General features: G+C 65.8%; 16 protein-coding genes and 1 pseudogene. 5 read left to right on the forward strand and 12 right to left on the reverse strand.

What is annotated here, in order from left to right:
* Positions 1–209: 209 nt before the first annotated feature.
* Positions 210–1,382, reverse strand: a complete 1,173-nt coding sequence (locus tag NUW87_RS10590) for an MFS transporter (RefSeq protein WP_269028479.1) — start codon at positions 1,380–1,382, stop codon at positions 210–212.
* Positions 1,383–1,562: 180 nt separating this feature from the next.
* Complete coding sequence (locus tag NUW87_RS10595; RefSeq protein ID WP_070475864.1) at positions 1,563–2,165, reverse strand: superoxide dismutase; 603 nt, start codon at positions 2,163–2,165, stop codon at positions 1,563–1,565.
* A 90-nt stretch (positions 2,166–2,255) separates the two neighbouring features.
* On the opposite strand from NUW87_RS10595, the gene msrA reads away from it, so the two are divergent.
* Entirely contained in the window at positions 2,256–2,909 is a 654-nt protein-coding gene (gene msrA / locus NUW87_RS10600; protein ID WP_269028480.1) for a peptide-methionine (S)-S-oxide reductase MsrA, read from the forward strand.
* On the opposite strand, the gene NUW87_RS10605 is transcribed toward msrA, so the two are convergent.
* On the reverse strand, positions 2,910–4,820 hold the full coding sequence (locus tag NUW87_RS10605; protein ID WP_269028481.1) for an alpha/beta-hydrolase family protein: 1,911 nt from the start codon (positions 4,818–4,820) through the stop codon (positions 2,910–2,912).
* 65 nt (positions 4,821–4,885) lie between these two features.
* On the opposite strand from NUW87_RS10605, the gene NUW87_RS10610 reads away from it, so the two are divergent.
* Together NUW87_RS10610 and NUW87_RS10615 are read left to right on the forward strand one after the other, a co-directional pair.
* Positions 4,886–5,644, forward strand: a complete 759-nt coding sequence (locus NUW87_RS10610) for a glycerophosphodiester phosphodiesterase (RefSeq protein ID WP_269028482.1) — start codon at positions 4,886–4,888, stop codon at positions 5,642–5,644.
* Positions 5,645–5,674: 30 nt separating this feature from the next.
* Positions 5,675–6,598, forward strand: a complete 924-nt coding sequence (locus tag NUW87_RS10615) for a DUF5926 family protein (protein WP_269028483.1) — start codon at positions 5,675–5,677, stop codon at positions 6,596–6,598.
* Positions 6,599–6,755: 157 nt separating this feature from the next.
* Here the strand turns inward: NUW87_RS10615 and hutI are convergent, their stop codons facing one another.
* The 7 genes from hutI to NUW87_RS10650 all read right to left on the reverse strand — a co-directional run bounded on the left by hutI (position 6,756) and on the right by NUW87_RS10650 (position 16,392).
* A complete protein-coding gene (gene hutI, locus NUW87_RS10620; RefSeq protein WP_239217527.1) occupies positions 6,756–7,949 on the reverse strand; it encodes an imidazolonepropionase in 1,194 nt (397 codons plus the stop codon).
* Between the two features lie 93 nt (positions 7,950–8,042).
* Entirely contained in the window at positions 8,043–9,734 is a 1,692-nt protein-coding gene (hutU, locus tag NUW87_RS10625) for a urocanate hydratase (RefSeq protein WP_239217526.1), read from the reverse strand.
* 218 nt (positions 9,735–9,952) lie between these two features.
* A complete protein-coding gene (locus NUW87_RS10630; RefSeq protein WP_269028484.1) occupies positions 9,953–11,353 on the reverse strand; it encodes a YjiH family protein in 1,401 nt (466 codons plus the stop codon).
* A gap of 21 nt (positions 11,354–11,374) precedes the next feature.
* On the reverse strand, positions 11,375–12,505 hold the full coding sequence (locus tag NUW87_RS10635) for a CaiB/BaiF CoA transferase family protein (protein ID WP_269028485.1): 1,131 nt from the start codon (positions 12,503–12,505) through the stop codon (positions 11,375–11,377).
* A 21-nt stretch (positions 12,506–12,526) separates the two neighbouring features.
* A complete protein-coding gene (locus tag NUW87_RS10640) occupies positions 12,527–13,693 on the reverse strand; it encodes an acyl-CoA dehydrogenase family protein (protein ID WP_269028486.1) in 1,167 nt (388 codons plus the stop codon).
* Between the two features lie 389 nt (positions 13,694–14,082).
* A complete protein-coding gene (hutH, locus tag NUW87_RS10645; protein WP_269028487.1) occupies positions 14,083–15,624 on the reverse strand; it encodes a histidine ammonia-lyase in 1,542 nt (513 codons plus the stop codon).
* 33 nt (positions 15,625–15,657) lie between these two features.
* Positions 15,658–16,392, reverse strand: a complete 735-nt coding sequence (locus NUW87_RS10650; protein WP_269028489.1) for an IclR family transcriptional regulator — start codon at positions 16,390–16,392, stop codon at positions 15,658–15,660.
* 37 nt (positions 16,393–16,429) lie between these two features.
* Between NUW87_RS10650 and hutG the strand changes: the two genes are divergently transcribed.
* On the forward strand, positions 16,430–17,380 hold the full coding sequence (gene hutG, locus NUW87_RS10655; RefSeq protein ID WP_269028490.1) for a formimidoylglutamase: 951 nt from the start codon (positions 16,430–16,432) through the stop codon (positions 17,378–17,380).
* An 11-nt stretch (positions 17,381–17,391) separates the two neighbouring features.
* On the opposite strand, the gene NUW87_RS10660 is transcribed toward hutG, so the two are convergent.
* Positions 17,392–18,891, reverse strand: coding sequence for a YjiH family protein (locus NUW87_RS10660; RefSeq protein WP_083290082.1), 1,500 nt, complete (start codon positions 18,889–18,891; stop codon positions 17,392–17,394).
* A 191-nt stretch (positions 18,892–19,082) separates the two neighbouring features.
* On the opposite strand from NUW87_RS10660, the gene NUW87_RS10665 reads away from it, so the two are divergent.
* Positions 19,083–20,636 (forward strand): alanine/glycine:cation symporter family protein, encoded by a 1,554-nt coding sequence (locus NUW87_RS10665; RefSeq protein ID WP_269028492.1) that lies wholly within the window; start codon positions 19,083–19,085, stop codon positions 20,634–20,636.
* A gap of 90 nt (positions 20,637–20,726) precedes the next feature.
* Here NUW87_RS10665 and NUW87_RS10670 read toward each other — a convergent pair.
* Positions 20,727–20,956: pseudogene (locus NUW87_RS10670) on the reverse strand (heavy metal translocating P-type ATPase); the annotation flags it as partial.

Below are 20,956 nucleotides of genomic sequence, written 5' to 3' on the forward strand. Positions count from 1 at the left end.
TGATGTCCAATAAGTGACCAGACTCCGCGTCCAAAAACTCACCAGACTCCATGTCCAAAAAGTGTCAAGACATGACACAACTAGCAGATCACGCGTCCAAGCTAGTGTTTGCCCAGGTCGTGTTGAACGCCATATTCAATAACGGCGTTATCTGCTAGGTGGCCCCGGAGGGCAATGCTCTGGAACTAGCACATCAGGGAACGAGCAGATCACCGCGCGCCCCTCCACAGCGCCGCGGAGACCACAGCGAGCACACCGAGCAGCGCGGCGAGCACCGCGACGAACCCGGCCCACGGCAAACCCTCGTACGCCCAGCCGGTCACCGCACCCAGGATGGACGAGCCCATGTAGTAGCAGAACACGTACATGCTGGACGCTTCGGCGCGGTCGCGCTCGGCGATGAGGCCGACCCAGCCGGAGGCCGTCGAGTGGAGCGCGAAGAAGCTGGCGGTGAACACCAGCAGGCCCGCCAAAGCGATCCAGAGGCTTGGCGCGGCCACGGCGATCGCGCCGGCGAGCATGAGCAGCGCGGCGGCGAGCACCACCACTCCGCGCCCGTAGCGTCGTGAAAGTGCCCCGGCCCGCGCGCTGGACCAGGTGCCGGACAGGTACACCACGTACACGAGACCAGACAGAGCCGCGGGAAGCCCGTAGTCGAGCACGGCGCGGAAGCCGAAGAAGTTGTACATGGACACGAACACGCCCATGGCGATAAACGCAGTTGCATAGAGCCCCACCAGCCGCGGGTTGCGCAGGTGGCCCAGCATCGCGCGCACCTCCACGCTGGGGCGTATCGACGCCTTCGGCACGAAGTTGCGCTGCTGCGGCAACGCCCACGCCGCCAAGGCCGCCAAGGTGAACGCCACAAGTGCGCTGCCGAACATGGCCCAGCGCCAGGAGGTGACCTCTAGAAGCCCGGCAGGGATGAGGCGCCCGCTTAAGCCTCCGATGGAGTTGCCGGCGATGTACAGGCCCATCGCGCCGGGCAGGTCGCGCGAATCGAGTTCTTCTGACAACCAGGTCATGGCCACCGCCGGGGTGCCGGCGATGAGCGCGCCTTGCACCGCGCGCAGGGCGATGAGCTGCCCGGCGGTCTGTGCCAGCGGAAGTGCGAGGCCGAGCGCGGTCGCGCCCAGCGCTGAGACCACCAGCACCCGCCCGCGGCCGTACTTCTCCGACAGGATCGAGGCGGGCACAACACACAGTGCGAGCGCGCCGGTGGCGGCGGAGACGGTCAGCGCGGCGGTGGAGGGGCTTACCCCCAGCTCGGTGGTGAAGGTGGGCAGCAGTGCCTGGGTGGCGTACAGCGTGTTGAAGATGGCGAGCCCGAACGCCAGCATGGCCAGTGTCGCGCGACGGTATTCCGGGCTGCCTTTCTGCATGCACACCATGCTAGGAAAAGTGCAACGATTTTTTGCCGGAACGGTTGCTAGATAAGGCAAGCCTAACCTAGTATGAGTTATGAGTTCGCAGGGACTCGACGTATCACAGGGAAAACCAGCGCCCGCCCTTCCGTTTCCGGAAGTGGCGGGCGCTGGTGTGAGGGGGAGGCGGAGCCGTCGTTAAGCGGATGCCTTTGCGTAGCGCTCGTTGACGTCGTCCCAGTTGACAACGTTCCACCACGCCTCGACGTAGTCAGCCTTGACGTTCTTGTACTGCAGGTAGAAGGCGTGCTCCCACATATCCAGCATGAGCACCGGGGTGAAGTCCACGGAGATGTTGCCCTGCTGGTCGGTCAGCTGCTGGATGATCAGGCGGCCAGCGATGTGGTCGTAGCCGAGCACTGCCCAGCCGGAGCCTTGCAGACCGGTGGCGACGCCAGCGAACTGCTTCTTGAAGGCCTCGAAGGAGCCGAAGTCGCGGTCGATCGCCTCAGCGATCTCGCCGGTCGGGTTGCCGCCCGCGTTCGGTGCCATGTTCTTCCAGAAGATGGAGTGGTTGGTGTGGCCACCCAGGTTGAACGCCAGGTTCTTGGACAGGGCGCGCAGGCGGTCCGGGTTCGCCTCACCGTTGCGCTCAGCCTCGAGGGCCTCCAGCGCGGCGTTGGCGCCAGCGACGTAGGTCGCGTGGTGCTTGTCGTGGTGCAGCGTCATAATCTCTTCGGAGATGTGCGGCTCCAGCGCGTCGTATGCGTAGGGGAGATCGGGAAGCTCGTAAACAGCCATGATTGATTCCTTTCGTCTGCGAATCAGTTGCGGGCCCCATGGTAGAGAAAATTTGGGAACAGTGTTGTGATGTAATCCGTTGTAGGGGGCATGGGATTTCTTTTCGCACCTGAGCCAAAGCTTGTCGACGCCAACTCCGCCCTCCCCGGCCGCCCCGAGCCCATCCTTGCCAATCCGCGCGAGCACGCGGTGCTGGGCACTCCCACCACGGGGCCGTGGCGCGAGGGGCAAAAACGCGTGCTGGTGGGCATCGGCTGTTTCTGGGGCGCGGAGAAGATGTACTGGCAGATGGACGGCGTGAACTCCACGTCGGTGGGCTACGCTGGCGGGATCACCCCGAACCCGACCTACCGCGAGGTGTGCTCCGGGCAGACCAACCACGTCGAGGCGGTGGAGGTGGTCTACGACCCGGAGGTGATCACGCTGAAAGAAATTGTGAAGGCCGCGTTGGAGGCGCACGACCCGACGCAGGGCTACCGCCAGGGCAACGACGTGGGCACGCAGTACCGCTCGGCCTTCTACACCGATACTGAGGAAGAGGCGGAGCAGATCCGCGGGTGGATCCGCCAGTATGAGCAGGACCTGCAAAGCGCCGGTTACGGCGACATCACCACCGAGGTGAAATCGGTGGAGGCCGACGGCGTGCGCTACTACCTGGCCGAAGAGGAGCACCAGCAGTACCTGCACAAAGTGCCGAACGGCTACTGCCCGCACCACTCCACCGGCGTGGCCTGCGGGATTTAGCTAGTAGCCGTGCTTTGACGGGAAACCGCCCTTAGGCATGCGGGTCTTCGTGGCGTCGTTGTGGATCCAGCGCGCCACGCGCACCAACTCGGGGCGGGAAAGCGCTGCTCCGTTTGTGCCGTCGCCGTGAATCACGCCGTTCCAATACGCGACCGTCTCATCGTGGTAGTTGTGCCCGTGCGGCGAGGGGTAGTCCTTAGACGGCAGCTGGTCAATGCCCACCTGCCAGTACGTCACCAGCGGCATCCACCGCATCGTGTCCAACGCGTCCAGGTGCTGGGCGGCGGGGGCGGGTTCGCCGCGCGAGCCGGGTTCGCGCAGCCAGTCAGGGGCCTTCCACGCCAGGGACGGCTCCCACCACACCACCGGGTCGGAGGCGTGCTGGGCAAACACAAAGCGGGGTTCTTCCCAGGTGTTGGTGAAGGCGTTGCCGCGGAAGTCGTGGCGCAGGTGTGCGGGGTGGGCGGTGAAGCGGACGTGGCGGCCGCCGTCGATAAGCGGGAGGCGCTGCGGAGAGCCCTTCTCGCGGTGCCTGGTCAGGTAGTTGTGGTTGCGGGCGAACCCGGGCGTGCCAGTGAACACGCCGCCTGAGGTGTGCTCGAGGAACTCCTCGACGGTTTCGAACGCGTCCGAGACCCCGTACGCGCCCAGCGACTCGCCACCGACGTACAGCTTCGGGCGATCGTTGGGGTCGATGTTCTTCAGCTCGCGGCGGATCGCCTCAATGAGCACACGCGAGGAGTGCACCGGGTTTTTGCGGTCCGCCAAGTACGAATACGCCGAGGGCAGGTAGGAGTACTGCATGGCCACCACGGCCGAGTCACCGCGGGTGACAAACTCGAAGCCCGAGGTGTGGAAGTCGTTGATCCACCCCGTGCCCGCCGCTGACATCACCGCGATGTGGCTGCGTTTGAAGGCGCCGGTGCGGTGCATCTCCTTAATTGCGACGGCGGCCATCGCCTCGAAATCCGGGGCGTGGTCGCGCTCGGTGTCCAGGCCCACGAAGATGCGGATCGGCTCCATCGCCTCGCCCTCGAGCAGGCGCTCAATGTCGGCCTTGCGAGGCCCGCCAGCCACCACCGCGCGGCCTTGGCGGCCCATCGTGTTCCAATCCACCAGCGAGTCAGGCGAGCCGGAACGCTCGGCGCGCTGCGGCTGGTCCGCGCCACGCATGAACTCGCGATCCAGCTCCTGGGCCTGGCGGCTCACGCGCACCGCGAAGCGGCGCACCACCATCTGGTCGCCCACCAAAATCAACAAGGCGCCGCCGCCCGCGATCGCCAGCGGCCAGGACGCCACCGGCGGCAGCTTCTTGCCCAACAGCTCGTTGATCGCGTCGATGAACGTCTGGATCGCGTCACCGATCAGCAGCACCACGCCGTAGCCCAACGTGCCCAGCGTGATGCCAAGGATCTGCGGGCTGACCTTGAACTTCTCGTCGCTTTCCACCAGCTGTTCCTGGTGCGCGCGCCTGCGCATCGACGTGGCAAACACGCCAGCGGTCACCCCGGTCATAGCCAGGCGTACCGGGGCTGGCAACGGGTTCTTTGTGGAGTCCGGCACTGCTGGGCGGAGGGCTTGCGAAGCTACCGTCGCAAAGCCATGGCCAATGCCCTGCAACACACCGACGTTCGCCGCCGTCGCCCACCAACTGTGCGGCAGAAGCGACGGTGAGACCGCACCCCACGTCGCCACCTCAGCCCCCGCAAGCCCCGCCCGGAAACTCGGTGGCAAACGGCGTAGACCACCCATGCGCACGCCCGGGGAAATATCAGCCAGCACCTCTAACACACCCATCGGCAACGCCAGCACACCGTCGCGCCTGACGGAATAGCGCGAACGCGCGCGTTGCAGCGCATCCGGCAGCTGATGGAAAGCCTTACGGGCGTGGTCGAGGAAGTTAGAAGGCACGGAAGCGATTGTTCCAAAAATATTCCGGTCGCGGGGCCCGCTGCGCGCGGGTAGCCTCGGGGGCCGTGAGCGAACTGAGGGTTCCCAAGATTGTTGCGCACCGTGGATTCTCCGGACACCACCCGGAGCTGACGCGCCGGGCGTTCGAAGAAGCGTTGAAACTGCCCATCCATGGCATCGAATGCGACGTGCGCTTGAGCCGCGACGGGCGCGTGGTGGTCTTCCACGACTCTTCGGTCAACCGCACCACCGACGGCCGCGGGCGCGTGGACTGCATGGACTTCGCCGATTTGCGCCGGCTCAACTGCGGTACCGCGGACGAGCCGCAGCAAATCATGTGCCTGGAAGAACTGCTTGAACTGATGCAGGACTACCCCGACAAGCACATCTACATCGAAACCAAACACCCCACCATCTACGGGCCCGAAGTGGACGAGCAGACACTCCGCACCCTGCGCTACGCCGGGCTGCACGAATCCGAAAACGTGCACGTGATCTCGTTTTCCCACCGCGCCGTGCGCTACTTCACCCGCATGGCGCCCGAGCTGGAGACCTTCTACCTGTTCCGCCTGAAGGAAATGCGGTGGAACAAAAAGAACCACATGTTCTCCCGCCCCTACGGCGTCGGCCCTGCGCTGCAGCACCTGCAGCTGCGCCAAGAGCTGCTGGGCTACCGGGGCCTGCGCACCTACACCTGGACCGTGAACACCCCGCGCCAGATGCGCTGGTGCGCCGACAACGGCGTCGACGTCATCGCCACTGACCTGCCGGACGTCGCCCTCGCGGCGTTCGAGCAGGTGCCGGCCACGGCGGTGGCGGGGTAGGTTCTTCGGCCTGCCGGTACGATTGCGCGCATGGTGCAACGCAAGCCGAAAAAGAAGAAGAACCGCGAGGACCTGCCCGAGGGCATGACCCGGCGCGAGGCCAAGCTGGCCGCTCGCGCAGCCGAGCGCGAGAAGCTGCAGAAGGACCCCCGCCCGTTCGGCGGCCTAGCCGCAGAGGCCGACCTGGTCGCCCTGCAGGAGTTCGTGCCCTCCGCTGTGACCACCTTTGACATCAAGGGCACCCCGGTCAACATCGCCACCGTGCTGCCGGGCGCCGGCGCCGCGCTGGTGCGCGAGGAGTCTCAGGGCGGCGAGCGTTTCGTGGCCCTGCAGGTCACCTCCCACTCCCAGAACCCGGGCCGCGACCTCGCTTACGCCCTGAACTGGGTCGTCGACGCGAAGCCGGGCGAGACGCTGCAGTCCACCGTCGCCGATGGTTCGCAGCCGGAGCTCACTTCGCTTATCGACGGCTCCGCCACCCCCGACATCACCACCTACCAGGACTTCTCCTGGTGGTTCCCCGAAGGTGCCGCAGTGCCGCCGCAGATCCAGCAGGCGCTGCAGCAGGCCAACGACGCCGTCCTGCCGTCTGAGAAGGTCGGCGCGGACCTGCCGGGCCCCATCTGGTGGGTCAACCCCGGCGGCGGCAAGGCCCATATCCGCTGGGTGCGCACCGAGGACAACGAGGCGCAGATGCTCTCCGCGCTGGCCCGCATCGCCGCACGCGGCGAGCTGAACCTGGGCGAAGGCACCAAATTTGCCGGCGCCTTCCGCACCCACGGCCTGGTCGTGCCGGTGTTCGACCTCGACCCGTCCGTGGAGGCAAGCTCCTATGAGGAGGCGCTGACCGCGCTGAACACGAAGATCGAGGCGGAGTACGCCAACGACGCCGCACTGTCTGCCGACGAGCGCAAGCAGCTGGACAACATCAAGTCCCGCCAGGTGACCATCTAGCGCTGGTCGGTTTTTGGGGGGCGGGCGGGCCCAACGGCCCATTCGGCCAAATCCAGCTATCAGGACCCAGCTAATCGCTATTTTTTGGCGAATAGCTGGGTCTTACTAGCTGGATCCGCGAATTTGGGGCGCCGGGACGCGGGGGGCGGGTGGGCGCCTAGCCGTAGACCTTCTCGCCGGCGACCCAGGTCTGCCAGGTGATCGGCATGCCCGGGCGGTACGCCAGGTTGATGGCGTTCTCGGCGTCGAGGATGTGCAGGTCAGCGGCCGCGCCGGGCACGAGGGTGCCCTTCGCCGGGCGGCCCTGGGGGTCCTTGCCGTCGCCGACGTTGTGGCGTCGCAAGGCCTTCGCGCCGCCGGTGGTTGCGGCCTCGATGGCCTCGTCGAGGGTGAGGTGCTGTTGCAGCACCGCGGTGGTGACGCAGAAGTTCATCGAGGACGTAAACGACGTGCCCGGGTTGAGGTTGGAGGCGATGGCGACGGTGGCGCCGGCGTCGATGAGCTTGCGGCCCGGTGCGAGCTCCTCGCGGGTGGACAGGTCGCAGGCGGGCAGCAGCGTGGCCACGGTCTCCGATTCCGCGAGCAGCTTGATGTCTTCGTCGGACAGGTAGTTCACGTGGTCGACGCTGGCGGCGCCCATCTCCACGGCGAGCTTCACGCCGGGGCCTTCGCCGAGCTGGTTGCCGTGCACGCGAACGCCCAGGCCAGCGGCCTTGCCTGCCTCGAGGACGCGGCGGGACTGCTCTTCGTTGAACGCGCCGCGCTCGCAGAACACGTCGATCCACTGCACGTGGTCCTTTACCGCGTCGAGCATCGGGCCGACGACCTCGTCGAGGTACTCGTCGGCGTCCGCCCCCGGCGGCACGAGGTGGGCGCCGAGGAAGGTGACTTCGTCGACGTGGCGGGCGGCCACGCGCGCGGCCTCGGCCTCAGATTCGACGTTGAGGCCGTAGCCGGTCTTGGTTTCAAAGGTGGTGGTGCCCAGCGCCTGCGCCGCGGCGATGCGTTCCGCCACCAGTTTGTCCAGGCGCTCCTCGCCCGCGGAGCGGGTGGCTTCCATGGTCACGGCGATGCCGCCGGCGGCGTAGCCTTCGCCGGCCATGCGCGCCTCGAACTCCTCGGCGCGGTTGCCGTCGAAGACCATGTGCGAGTGGGAATCCACCCAGCCGGGGAGCACAGCTCGCTTCTCGACGTCTACAGTTTCCGCCGCCTTCGCCGCCTCCGCCGGCGCCTCGTTGGCGGGGCCGACCCAGGTGACCACGCCGTCGTCGATAAGCATTGCGGCGTCTTTGATGGTGCCGAGCTCTGAGACGGTGCGCAGCTCGGAAATACCGGTGATGAAGGTGCTCATGAGTGTGCCTTTCTTCGGGGGTTTTGCAGGGCCCAGGGTAATGAAAAGCGCTGACGCGCCCACGAGAGCAAACGTCAGCGCATGAGAGAGGGGTTAGTCGCGTGCCTTGAACTCCATCGGGATGCGCACGCCGCGCTCCTTGGCCACCTCGTCGGCGCGGGAGTAGCCGGCGTCGACGTGGCGGATGACACCCATGCCCGGGTCGTTGGTGAGCACGGCCTTGAGCTTCGCCTCGGCAAGCTCGGTGCCGTCAGCCACCGTGACCTGGCCGGTGTGGATGGAGCGGCCCATGCCCACGCCGCCGCCGTGGTGGATGGACACCCAGGTCGCGCCGCCGGAAACAGCGGTCATGGCGTTGAGCAGCGGCCAGTCCGCGACAGCGTCGGTGCCGTCGAGCATGGACTCGGTCTCGCGGTACGGCGACGCCACGGAACCAGAGTCCAGGTGGTCGCGGCCGATGACGATCGGGGCCTTGACCTTGCCCTCCTTGACCAGGTTGTTGAAGATCACGCCGGCCTTGGCGCGCTCGCCGTAGCCCAGCCAGCAAATACGCGCCGGCAGGCCCTCGAACTCGACGTACTCCTCAGCGGCGTCCAGCCAGCGGTGCAGGTGCTCGTTGTCCGGGAAGGCCTCCTTGATGGCCTGGTCGGTGACCTTGATGTCCTCCGGGTCGCCGGACAGCGCAACCCAGCGGAACGGGCCGAGACCCTCGCAGAACAGCGGGCGGATGTAGGCCGGGACGAAGCCCGGGAACTCGAAGGCGCGGGTGTAGCCGGCCTTGCGGGCCTCGTCGCGGATGGAGTTGCCGTAGTCGAACACCTCGGCACCCTCGTCCTGGAACTCCACCATCGCCTGGACCTGCGCGGCCATCGCCTCGCGGGCCTTCTTGGTGAAGGTGGTCGGGTCCGCGTCGGCCTCGTTGTGCCAGCTCTCGAACGGGATCTCGGTGGGCAGGTAGGACAGCGGGTCGTGCGCGGACGTCTGGTCGGTGACGATGTCCACGGTGAACTCGCCTTCGCGGTGGCGGCGCAGCATCTCCGGGAACACCTCTGCGGCGTTGCCCACCAGGCCCACGGACAGGGCGCGCTTCTCGTTCTTCGCGTCGGTGACCAGCTTGATTGCTTCCTCGAGGTCGGTGGTGACCTCGTCGAGGTAGCGCTTGCCCTGGCGACGCTTCAGGCGGCCCTCGTCAACGTCCACGATCAGGCAGGCGCCGCCGTTGAGAGTGACGGACAGCGGCTGCGCGCCGCCCATGCCGCCGCAGCCGCCGGTCAGGGTGAGGGTGCCGGCCAGGGTGCCGTCGAAACGCTTCTTCGCTACAGCCGCGAAGGTCTCGTAGGTGCCCTGCAGGATGCCCTGGGTGGCGATGTAGATCCAGGAACCGGCCGTCATCTGGCCGTACATCATCAGGCCCTCGTCCTCGAGTTTGCGGAAATGCTCCCAGTCAGCCCAGTCGCCCACCAGGTTGGAGTTGGCGATGAGCACGCGCGGCGCCCACTCGTTGGTCTTCCACACACCGACCGGCTTACCGGACTGGACCAGCAGGGTCTCGTCGGACTCGAGGTCCTTCAGCGTATCGACGATCGCGTCGAACGCTTCCCAGCTACGAGCAGCGCGGCCGGTGCCGCCGTAGACGACCAGGTCGTCCGGGCGCTCCGCAACCTCCGGGTCGAGGTTGTTCTGCAGCATGCGCAGCGGCGCCTCGGTCTGCCACGACTTCGCCGAGATCTCAGTGCCGCGCGGGGAGCGGACCTCGCGTGCACCTTCGGACCAGTTCTTCGCCATGGGAATTCCTTTCTGTGTTGTCCAATCGAGGTATCGGATAGACAGTAACGCCCGTCACATGAGTGAGTCTCGATGGTTAGGGGTGATTTGTCTCGGATGCGAGACTTTTTGGGACAGGGTGGTCGGGCCTGCGCACAAACCCTGAGCAAGCGGTCCAAAGTATGCCCGGAATTGGGGCAAAATCTGGATCGCTTGCTCAGGGTTTGATGCACTAGGTGCTAGAAGATCAGGTACGCGATCGGCACCGTCAGGATGATCGACAGCACCACGCGCTGGAACCAGATGATCACCATGTGGCTGATCTTCAGCGGGATGTCCGTGGCGAGCACCGCCGGGATCATCGAGGAAAAGAAGAACACCTGGCTGATGGAGACCACTCCGACGGTGAAGCGCAGCACCTCCGACTCGTGGCCGGACACCAATGTTGCCGGCAGGAACAGCTCGGACAAGCCGATGGCGAAGGCCTCAGAGGCCAGCCACGGGTCGGGCAGCTGGAACAGCAGCGCAAGCGGGTAGAACACCGCACCGAGGATTTTGAATGCGGGGGTGTAAAAGGCAAGCGCCAGGCCGATGATGCCCACGGCCATGATGCCGGGGATGACCTGGATGGTCATGATCACGCCGTCTTTGAAGTTGCGCCACAGCGTCTTCGGCAGCGAGTCGGCCTGCGCCAAAAACGCCATCGCTTCCTTCCACGCGGCGGCGAACACGTTGCCTTCCACCTGCTCCTCGGGTTGCGGGGTGGCGCCCGGGTAGTAGTCGTCCGGGATGGTGGAAAGCGGTGGGATGCGCACCACGACGATGGTGACCAGGAAGCAGACGATCAACGTCACAGCGAAGTACACGCCCCAGATGTGCATGAGGTCCAGAGTGCGGGCGACGACAACCATGAACGTTGCCGAGGCGGTGGAGAACCCGGCCGCAATGATGGACGCTTCACGGGCGGTGTAGCCGCCGGTGCGGTAGACGCGGTTAGTGATCAAAAGGCCCAGCGAGTACGAGCCCAGAAACGACGCCACCGCGTCCACCGCGGATTTGCCCGGCGTGTGGTAGACGGGCCGCATGAAGCGCTGCACCAGAACGCCGATGAACTCCATCAGGCCGAAGCCGACGAGTAGGCCGAGGAAGATTGCGCCCACCGGGATGAGCAGGCCGACGGGGATGACCAGCTTGTTCAGGATGAAGGGGCCGAGGCGTTCGTCGAAAAGAAATGCCGGACCGAAGCCGAAAACCAGCATCGCGCACAGCAGCACGGCCAGCGCGGAGAGGAAAGCGAACACCGCGCGTGCCCGGTCTTCGCGCCACTTGCCGGTGGCAAACTGGTAGACGGCGCCGGCGGTGATCATCACCAGCGTGATGTACGGCAGCGCGGCGCTGAGCCCTTCTTGCAGCCAGCCGACGATGTGGTCCAGCAAAATCGTGTTCTTCTCGCCCACGGTGAAAGGCACGAAGAACGCGAACGAGCCGATGGCGCTGTAGACGAAGAAGCGCCACTTCTGCTTCGGGTCGGTGCTGTCTACCTCGTGCGGCTCGGGCATTGAGGGCACAGGGGCGATGCTTTCGCCTTTGATCCAACGGGTGCTTCCGCCGCGGCGGCGGGTGTTGAGGGGGTCCTCCATGATGCTGCTCCTTCGCGGAACTTAGCGCGGGTCTTCGCTCAGCCAAGACTCGATGCGGTCGTTGTGTTGCCCCAGCTCCGGCGCCGGCTTTGGCCCTTCCATGCCGGCCAGCTTGAGCGGGGACGCGAGGGTGCGGAACCCATCCGTTTCTTCCACCACCACGCCGCGTTCCTCCGCGAACGGGCTGCGCAGCGCCTCGTCCAGGTCGTAGACGCGGGCGGTGGGCACGCCGTGCTCTTCAAACAGCGCGATCGTCTCGGCGCGGGTTTTGGTGCTCAGCGCTTCTTCGATCAGCTCGCGCAGTGCGACTCGGTTTTCGGAGCGGGCCACCGGTTCGGCAAAGCGGTGATCAGTGGCCATCTCCGGGATGTCCAGCGCGTTTGCCAGGCGCTCGAACAGCCGGTTCGTGGTGATCGCGATGACCACGTCGCCGTCCTTGGTCGCATACGTGGAAAACGGCGCGGAGAGGCCGTGGCCGTTGCCGATGCGGGTGGGCGGGACGTCGTCGTAAAGCGCGCGCATGCCCACGGACTCCATGACGGAGATGAGCGAGTCGTACATAGCAAGATCCAAATGCTGGCCGCGGCCGGTGGATTCGCGCTGGTAGAGCGCGGAGACGGTGCCGATGGCGGCGTAGAGGCCCGGGATGAGGTCGCCCAGGGAGATGCCGACGCGCGTCGGCTTGCCGTTCTGCCAGCCAGTAATGGACATCAGGCCGCTCATCGCCTGGGCGACCAGGTCGTACGCCGGTTCCTTGGCCAAAGATCCGGTCTGTCCGAAGCCGGAGATGCTCGTGACGACGAGCCGAGGGTTGACCTCCAACAGTTCCTCCGGGCCCAAACCGAGCTTCTCCAACACGCCCGGGCGGAAATTCTCCACGACCACGTCGGCGCGGCGGACAAGATCACGCAGCACCTCTTTGTCGTCGTCGTTTTTGAAGTCCAGCGTGATGCCCATCTTCGAGCGGTTGAACAGGCGGTAGTAGGCGGACGTGCCGTCCACGAACGGGCCGAACTGGCGCGAATCATCACCCCAGGGCGACTCCACCTTGATCACCTCGGCACCGAGATCCGCCAGGATCATGGAGCAGAACGGGCCCGCGAGCACCCGGGATAGATCGAGGACGCGGATGCCGGAAAGTGGTGCATTCATGGTGTTTCCTCCTAACCCGAACTACACGAACGCCGACTCGCCCGTGATGGAGCGGCCGACGATGAGCTGGTTGATGTCGTAGGTGCCCTCGTAGGAGTAGATCGCCTCTGCGTCGTTGAAGATCTTGGCCATGCGGTAGTCCGAGATCAGGCCGTTGCCGCCCAGGATCTCGCGGCCGAGCGCGACCGTTTCACGCATGAGCTTCGAGGTGAACGCCTTGGCCAGCGCGGACTGCTCGTTGCGAGCGGAGCCGCGGTCTTCCATGCGCGCCAGCTGCGCCATCATGGACTCGGAGGCGACCAGGTTGCCCTGCATCGTGGCCAGCTTGTTCTGGTTGAGCTGGAACGAGGAGATCTTCTTGCCAAACTGGATGCGCTCGTCCGCGTAGCCGAGCGCGACGTCGAGGGCGCCCATCTGCGTGCCGACGGCCTGCCAGCCCACCGTGGAACGGGCGCTCTTGAACACCTTGTTGATGTCCTTGAACGAGTTTGCGCCCTCGAGCTTGTCGCTGTCTGGGACGAAAACGTTGTCCAGGGTGATGTCGGCGTTTTGCACCGCGCGGATGGCGATGCGGTTTTCCATCAGCGTGGCGGTGTAGCCCTCTGCCGTGGTGTCCACGATGAAGCCCTTGACCTGCTCGTCCTCCGGGTCGCGGGCGTAGACGGCGACGTAGTCGGAGAAGGTCGCGTTGCCGATCCAGCGCTTCGCGCCGTTGAGGATCCAGCCGCCGTCGACCTTGGTGGCGGTGGTTCGCATGCCCTGCGCGACGTCGGAACCGGCCTCCGGTTCGGTGATTGCCAGCACGCCAGTCTTGCGCACCGCGTACAGGTCCGGCAGCCAGCGCTCCTTCTGCTCCTCGGAACCAAGCAGCTCGATGCTGCCGGTGAACAGGCCGTCCTGGCCGGAGAAAAACGTGCCCACGGAGCCGTCCGCGCGGTGGATCTCTGCCGCGACCAGGCCGGCCAGCAGACGGGAGCGGCCCTGGCCGCGCACGAGACTGATGATGTTTAGCTCGCCTATCGACGGCAGCAGCTCGTGCGGGAACTCCGATCGGTTCCAGTAGTCCACGGCGATGGGCAATACCTTCTCGTTCGCCCACTCGCGGACATTGTGGAGGATCTCTTTTTCCTCCGCGGGCAGCTCGGACTCAAAATCGTAGAAATCGCCGTTCGGGTACCGTCCAGCCATGATGAGACTCCAATCACACTCGACGCGAAACTATGGTGTGCGCGACAGTGTATGGAGGTTTTTGGAGGTCACATCTGGCTTCCCGCGCGAGTTGTCTTGGATTCGAGACTGCGGGGCGGGGTTCCTGACAGATCACGGCGGCCGTTTGCGGCGACCTGGGGCGATCGGGGCCGCCTGACAGATTCCGCCGCGAAGTGTCGGGGAGGTGGAGGTTTGTTCACCCGACAAGGCGGCCCGAGTGAACAAACCCCCTGGTGGGCGGGCAATTTGTTCACTTTGCCCAGGTCAGGAAAACCGATCGCCGGATGTATTCACGGGTGAGTGAATACATTGCCCGGGGGCCTGCGACCGGGCGCGGCGGGCAGGCCACCGGGGCGAGCCCAGACCGCCTACCGCAGCTGGCCCACCGCGGCTTCGACGGCTTCGACGTAGTCGCCGCCCTTGACCAGCTGCACGGAGTGCTCGATTTCGGGGGAGAGGTAGCGGTCGGTGCCGGGGCCGTCGACAAGCTTGCGCAGCGCAGACACGGCCGCACCGGTGCCTGCGGAGGGCTCGCCGTCGCGCATGTCCAGCGCACGGGCGGCGGTGAGGATCTCCACGGCGAGCACGCGCTGCAGGCCGTCGATGCTGCGGCGCAGCTTGCGCCCGGCGGACCAGCCCAAAGAGACGTGGTCTTCCTGCATTGCCGAGGACGGGATCGAGTCGGCGGAGGCGGGCACGGCGTTGCGCTTGAGCTCGCCGACGATGCCGGCCTGCGCGTACTGCGCGATCATGTGGCCGGAGTCCACACCCGGGTCGCCGGCGAGGAAGGCGTTGAGGCCGCGGTTGCGGGCGGGATCGAGGAAGCGGTCGGTGCGCCTTTCGCTAATCGACGCCAAGTCCGCCACCACAATCGCCAAAAAGTCCAACACGTAAGCCACAGGCGCGCCGTGGAAGTTGCCGTTGGAGGCCACGCGGCCGTCCTTGGCCACCACGGGGTTGTCGTTGGCGGCGGCGAGCTCCCGGTTGGCCACGGTGGTGACGTGGGCCAGCGTGTCGCGGAAACCGCCTGCGACCTGCGGGGTGCAGCGGACGGAGTAGGCGTCCTGGACCTCGTTGGCCTTGAAACCGTCCAGGGCTGCGTCGAGGATCGGCGAGCCGGCGGCGACGGTGCGGATGTTGTAGGCGGAATCCGCCTGGCCAGGGTGGGGGCGCAGCTCCTGCAAGTCCTCGTCGAAGACGGACAGGGTGCCTGTCAGGCCCTCGACGCTCATGGCGGTGGCGATGTCGGAGACCTTGGCGGCCTCACGCAGATCCGCGATGGCCAGGCACAGCATGCCGAGCATGCCGTCGGTGCCGTTGATCAGCGCCAGGCCCTCCTTTTCGCGCAGCACCAGCGGCTCGATGCCGGCAGTCGAAAGCGCCTCAGCCGCCGACATGATCTCGCCGCCGCGCACGCGGACCTCGCCCTCGCCGAGCAGCGCCAGCGCGCAGTGCGCCAGCGGCGCCAGGTCGCCGGAGCAGCCGAGTGAGCCGTACTCGCGCACCACCGGGGTGATGCCGGCGTTGAGCGCGGCGGCGTAGGTTTCTGCGACCACGGGGCGCACGCCGGTGCGGCCGGTGCACAGCGTGGACAGGCGCAGCAGCATCAGCGCGCGGATGACCTCTTCTTCCACCTCAGGGCCGGTACCCGCGGCGTGGGAGCGGACCAGGGAGACCTGCAGCTGGGCGCGCATGTCCTCCGGGATGTGCTTGGTGGCCAACGCACCGAAGCCGGTGGAGACGCCGTAGACCGGGGTGGGATCCGCGGCGAGCTCTTCGACCCGCTTGCGGGTCGCGGCGATCTCATCAAGGGCCGCCCGGTCGATGGCGACCTCGGCTCCGTGGCGGGCGACGGCCACAACGTCCTCGATGGACAGGGCCCCAATTCCAACTGAAACTGTGTGTGTCATGGACGTGATAGTAGTCCAAACATGTGTGTCCGATCACACGTTTCCGAAGAACTGTGCCCGCAGCCCTTCTGCGGCTGCGTGCAGCGCGTTGACCAGCTGTTGCGTGTCCGCGCTGCCCACGGCGAAGGTCACCGCGAGCGCTGCCGCTGGGCGCGAAAGGTGGTCCAGCACTGCCACCGCCACGGACTCCTGGCCGCGCGAGATGGCTTCGCGCTCGGTGGCGAACCCTTGGCGTCGATAGGCAGAAAGCTCCTCTTTGACCTCGCTGTAGCGGCGGCGCTCGCCCGAGGAGTTGTACGCGGCGCGCAGCTCCGCCTCAGGCAGCTGCGCAAGCATGATGCGCCCCGAGGCGGTCTTCAACGACGGCAAACGCACGCCCACTTCAGTGACCAGCGACACTGCACCGGGGGCGCGCACCTCGTGCAGGTACACAATCTCCGGGCCAGCGAGGCGCGTCAAGTGCGCCGAACCGCCCGCGAGCTGCGCGATCCGCGCCAACGGCTTCGTGGCCAGCCGCACCAGCGGCTGCTGCGTGGTGTACGCCTGCGCCATGCGGTACGACGCCAGCCCCAGCCCGTACGTGCCGGGCTTGCGCAGGTGCACCACAAACCCGGAATCCTCCAGCTCCCGCAGCAGGTGGTAGGTGGTGGAACGCGGCAGGTCCAGTTCGCGCCGGATGCGGGTGGCGGAAATCGGCGCGTCCGTGGTGGACAGCAGCGCCAGGATGCGCAACACATTGTGCGCGGCGGGAACCTGCGGCTTAGTCATCGCACTTAGTATGCCCACGGCGCTACCCTCGGAGGGCATGAACACTGTAACTGCACCGCTTTTCACCCCCGCTTCCAACTGGACCGGCCGCAACGACGGCCCCGGCCCCGAGCACGCCCGCTGGCACAGCGTCATCGACACGGCCGCCGAGCCCACCGAGGGCTCCGTGCACCTCATCGGCTACGCCTCCGACGAAGGCGTCGAGCGCAACGGCGGCCGCCAGGGCGCAGCGAAAGGCCCCGAGGCGTTGCGCGCCGCGCTCGGCTCACTCGCGGTGCACGAGAACACATCGCTTCTCGACGCCGGCACCGTGACCACCCAAGACACCGACCTCGAAGGTTCCCAACGCGAGCTGTCCGACCGGGTGCGCGACCTCGTGGCGGCGCAGGGCGCCGACGGGATGACCGTCGTGCTCGGCGGCGGCCACGAAACCTCCTTTGCCACCCACCGCGGCGCCTACGAGGCGATCGGGCCGATGCAGGTGATCAACTTCGACGCCCACTTCGACCTGCGCACCGAAACTCGCCCCACCTCCGGCACCCCGTTCAAACAGATCGCCAGCCTGGTGGGCGAGGACTTCGACTACAGCGTCTTCGGCATCTCCAAGCCCAACAACACCAAGGTGCTCTTCGACACCGCCGACGAGCTCGGCGTGACCACCGTCCTAGACACCGAACTGGCGGCAATGACCGTGCGCGAGGCCGCCGAGCGCGCCGTCGCCGCTGTGGCCGGCGACAAGCCGATCCACCTGTCCATCGACCTGGACGTGCTGCCGGCGGCGGTCGCGCCGGGCGTTTCTGCCCCAGCCGGCTTCGGCGTGGAGTACGCGACGCTGCGCGCGATGATCGCGGCTGTGGCGTCCACCGGGCGCGTTGCGCTTCTCGACGTCGTCGAGCTCAACCCCGACTTCGACGTGGACAACCGCACCGCCAAGGCCGCCGCGCGGCTGATTGACGATGCGGTTGTCGGGGCGAAGCTGCGTCGATAGGCAGCTGCTTTTTAGAAGATCAGGTGCGCCACCGGCACCGTGATCAGCACGGTGAGCACCACGCGGATGAACCAGATCTGCACCATCTTCCAGATGCTCAGCGGGATGTCGGTGGCCAGCACCGCCGGCACCATCGCCGAGAAGAAGAAAATCTGGCTCACGCACACCACAGCCATGGTGAACTTCAGCACCATGTCGTCCGAACCTGCGGACAGCGTGGCCGGCAGGAACATCTCCGCCAGGCCCGACGCCAGCGCGCCCGAGGTCGCCCACGGATCCGGCAGGCGCAGCAGCCACACCACCGGGAAGAACGCCACGCCAAGAATCTTGAACAGCGGAGTGTAGGTGGCCAGCACCAGGCCGATCGTGCCCACGGCCATGATGCCCGGGGTGACCTGCACGGCCATGATCAACCCGTCGCGGAAGTTCGCCCACAGCACCTTGCCCAAAGACTCGGCGCGGTTGAGCTCAATCTTCGCCTCGCGCCACGCCGCCTTGAAACGGTTGCCCTCGATCTCCTTCTCCGGGTGCGGGGTGGCGCCCGGGTAGTAGTCCTCCGGAATGCGGGTAATGGGCGGGATGCGCACCACGATCGCGGTGACGATGAAGGTGATGATGAAGGTGATGAAGAAGTACGCGGTCCAGTGCTCCATCATGTCCAGCGTCTTGGCCACGATGACCATGAACGTCGCGGACACGGTGGAAAATCCCGACGCCACAATCGACGCCTCACGGCCGTTGTAGCTGCCGTTTTTGTACATGCGGTCCGTGATCAGCAGGCCCAGCGAGTAGGAGCCCAAAAACGACGCCACCGCATCCACCGCGGACTTACCCGGGGTGCGGAACACCGGCCGCATGATCGGCTGCACCATCACGCCGATGAACTCCATCAGGCCGAAGCCGACCAACAGGCCGAGGAAGATCGCGCCGACCGGGATGAGCAGGCCCACCGAGATGACCAGCTTGTCCAGGATGAACGGGCCGATATCCGGGTTGAACAGCCACGCCGGGCCGAAGCCGAAGGTGAGCATCGCGCACAAAACGATCGCCAGCACCGACAGCGCCGCGAAGGCCATGCGCGGGTAATCCTCTTTCCAGCGCCCGGAGACGAACTGATAGACCGTGCCCGCGATGATGGCGAACAACGCCAGGTAGCGGGTGCCTTCCCCGAGCGTGGTGGTGATCCAGCTGACGATGTGGTCCAACAGGATCGTGGACTTGGAATCGCCGATGGTAAACGGCACGAAGAACGCGAAGATGCCGATGGCGCTGTAGAGGAAAAAGCGCCACACCGCCTTCGGCTTCGGGTCAGTCTCTGGTGCGGTGCTTCGCTGACCGGGCTGCTCCGTGCCGGTAATGCTTTCGGTGTTGTCGGTGGGGTCCTCGATGCCTTCGAAGCGGGGGTTGTCCAGCTCCGGGATGAGCGCCTCTGCACCCGCAGGCAAGTTCTTCACCGGCCATGCGGGGGAAAACCTGCGCCGGGAGTGCACCGGCTTCGCAGTCTCGTTCATTGTGTCCTTCCATCTGTTGCGTTCAGCACCGCAAAACCCTGCGGATATCACGCAGAACGGAATGTTTTCGGTGTCGGCGCATAATTTTTACACAGAAAGTGACGCAAAGCACAACCGGATGGCCTATGTTTTTTAGATACCTGCAAGGTTTCCCGAAAAATCCCCAGCACATACCCCTTTAGGAGGGTCCCGTGGAAGGTTTTATCGACACCCTCAACGGTGTGATTTGGTCCAACGCTCTCGTCTATCTGTGCCTCGGCGCAGGCGCGTACTTCACGCTCGCCACCCTGTTCCTGCAGATCCGCTGCCTGCCCGACATGATCCGCCAGCTCAAGTCCGGAGAAAGCTCTGAACAGGGCATTTCCTCGTTCCAATCCCTGATGATCTCGCTCGCCGGCCGCGTCGGCGTGGGCAACATCGCCGGCGTGGCCACCGCCATCGCATTCGGCGGCCCGGGCGCAGTGTTCTGGATGTGGCTGGTGGCCCTGCTCGGCTCCGCCACCTCGTTCATCGAGTGCTGCCTCGCCCAGATCTACAAGGAGACCGACCGCGACACTGGCGAGTACCGCGGCGGCCCCGCCTACTACATCGAGAAGGCGTACAAGCACACCTCCGCAGCCCCGTTCATGCTGGTCTACGCCATCATCTTCGCGGTGTGCATGCTGCTGGCAACGTCCTACTTCCTGCCGGGGATCCAGGCCAACGGCGTGGCTGCGGCCGTCGATAATGCATGGGGCATCAACATCTGGGTCTCCGCCACGATCATGACCGTGCTGCTCGCGTTCATCATCATCGGCGGTGTCAAGCGCATCGCGAACTTCGCCTCCATGGTGGTGCCGTTCATGGCCGGCATCTACATCATCATTGCCATCGTGGTGCTGTTCGCGAACGCCTCCCAGATTCCCGAGGTCTTCGGCACCATCGTCCGCGCCGCCTTTGACAAGGAAGCCGCATTCTCCGGCATGCTCGGCGCCGCCATCATGTGGGGCGTCAAGCGCGGTATCTACTCCAACGAGGCAGGCCAGGGCACCGGCCCGCAGTCTGCAGCAGCCGCCGAGGTCTCCCACCCGGCGAAGCAGGGCTTCGTCCAGGCGTTCGCCGTCTACATTGACACCCTGTTCGTATGCTCCGCCACCGCCTTCATCATCATCTCCACCGACATGTACAAGGTCTTCGAGGGCCAGTCCGAAGACGGCGCGGTGGTCTACGACGGCTCCCTGCCCGACGGCATCCCCGTCGGCCCCGGCTACGTGCAGGAAGGCCTGAACTCCTTCTCCGCCGGCCTGGGCCCGTCGTTTATCGCCCTAGCGATCATGTTCTTCGCCTTCACCACCGTTCTGGCGTACTACTACATGGCAGAGACCAACTTCACCTACCTGAACCGCTGGGTGAAGAGCGAAAGCGCACGTAAGGCCATCATTTGGGTGCTGCGCGCCCTGATCCTCGTGGCCGTCTTCATCGGCGCAACCACCACCCCGGGCACCGCCTGGGCGCTCGGCGACATCGGCGTCGGCGCGACCGCGTGGCTCAACATCGTGGCGATTATCTTCCTGCAGGTCCCGGCGCTGAAGTGCCTGTGGGACTACCGCCGCCAGAAGAAGGCCGGCATCGACCCGCACTTCGACCCCGAAGCGCTGGGTATCCGCAACGCCGACTTCTGGGTGGAGCGCAAGAACCGCATGATCGAGGCTGGCACCTGGCCGGGCGTTGAGGGCAAGGTAGTCACCACGACCCGCAACAACTAGCCGTAATCAAACCGGCTACCTAGGCCTGACCCCCGTTTAGTGGACACGCTGGAACTGGTCCAGACTGGACCGGAGAAAGCAGAGACACTATCAGCGGACGGCGGTGGATGCCGGAGTAGGCGTGGTGTGTTCCTCCTTCGACTCGGTCGGAGCCAGGTGGGCCGGATCCAAATCAATGCGGCGCAACAGCTGGGCGTTCAGGGCCACCACGATGGTCGAGGCAGACATCAAGATCGCGCCCACGGCCGGGGACAGCACGAACCCGATCGGGGCGAGCACGCCGGCGGCCAGCGGCACGGCGAGGATGTTGTAGCCAGAGG

The organism is Corynebacterium pilbarense (assembly GCF_026930265.1).
GTDB lineage: Bacteria > Actinomycetota > Actinomycetes > Mycobacteriales > Mycobacteriaceae > Corynebacterium > Corynebacterium pilbarense.

Excerpts from the sequence above, each read along its gene's own strand:
- NUW87_RS10590 (WP_269028479.1), bottom strand. The coding sequence starts at position 1,382 with ATGCAGAAAGGCAGCCCGGAATACCGTCGCGCGACACTGGCCATGCTG.
- NUW87_RS10595 (WP_070475864.1), bottom strand. The coding sequence starts at position 2,165 with ATGGCTGTTTACGAGCTTCCCGATCTCCCCTACGCATACGACGCGCTG.
- msrA (WP_269028480.1), top strand. The coding sequence starts at position 2,256 with ATGGGATTTCTTTTCGCACCTGAGCCAAAGCTTGTCGACGCCAACTCC.
- NUW87_RS10615 (WP_269028483.1), top strand. The coding sequence starts at position 5,675 with ATGGTGCAACGCAAGCCGAAAAAGAAGAAGAACCGCGAGGACCTGCCC.
- hutI (WP_239217527.1), bottom strand. The coding sequence starts at position 7,949 with ATGAGCACCTTCATCACCGGTATTTCCGAGCTGCGCACCGTCTCAGAG.
- hutU (WP_239217526.1), bottom strand. The coding sequence starts at position 9,734 with ATGGCGAAGAACTGGTCCGAAGGTGCACGCGAGGTCCGCTCCCCGCGC.
- NUW87_RS10630 (WP_269028484.1), bottom strand. The coding sequence starts at position 11,353 with ATGGAGGACCCCCTCAACACCCGCCGCCGCGGCGGAAGCACCCGTTGG.
- NUW87_RS10635 (WP_269028485.1), bottom strand. The coding sequence starts at position 12,505 with ATGAATGCACCACTTTCCGGCATCCGCGTCCTCGATCTATCCCGGGTG.
- NUW87_RS10640 (WP_269028486.1), bottom strand. The coding sequence starts at position 13,693 with ATGGCTGGACGGTACCCGAACGGCGATTTCTACGATTTTGAGTCCGAG.
- hutH (WP_269028487.1), bottom strand. The coding sequence starts at position 15,624 with ATGACACACACAGTTTCAGTTGGAATTGGGGCCCTGTCCATCGAGGAC.
- NUW87_RS10650 (WP_269028489.1), bottom strand. The coding sequence starts at position 16,392 with ATGACTAAGCCGCAGGTTCCCGCCGCGCACAATGTGTTGCGCATCCTG.
- hutG (WP_269028490.1), top strand. The coding sequence starts at position 16,430 with ATGAACACTGTAACTGCACCGCTTTTCACCCCCGCTTCCAACTGGACC.
- NUW87_RS10660 (WP_083290082.1), bottom strand. The coding sequence starts at position 18,891 with ATGAACGAGACTGCGAAGCCGGTGCACTCCCGGCGCAGGTTTTCCCCC.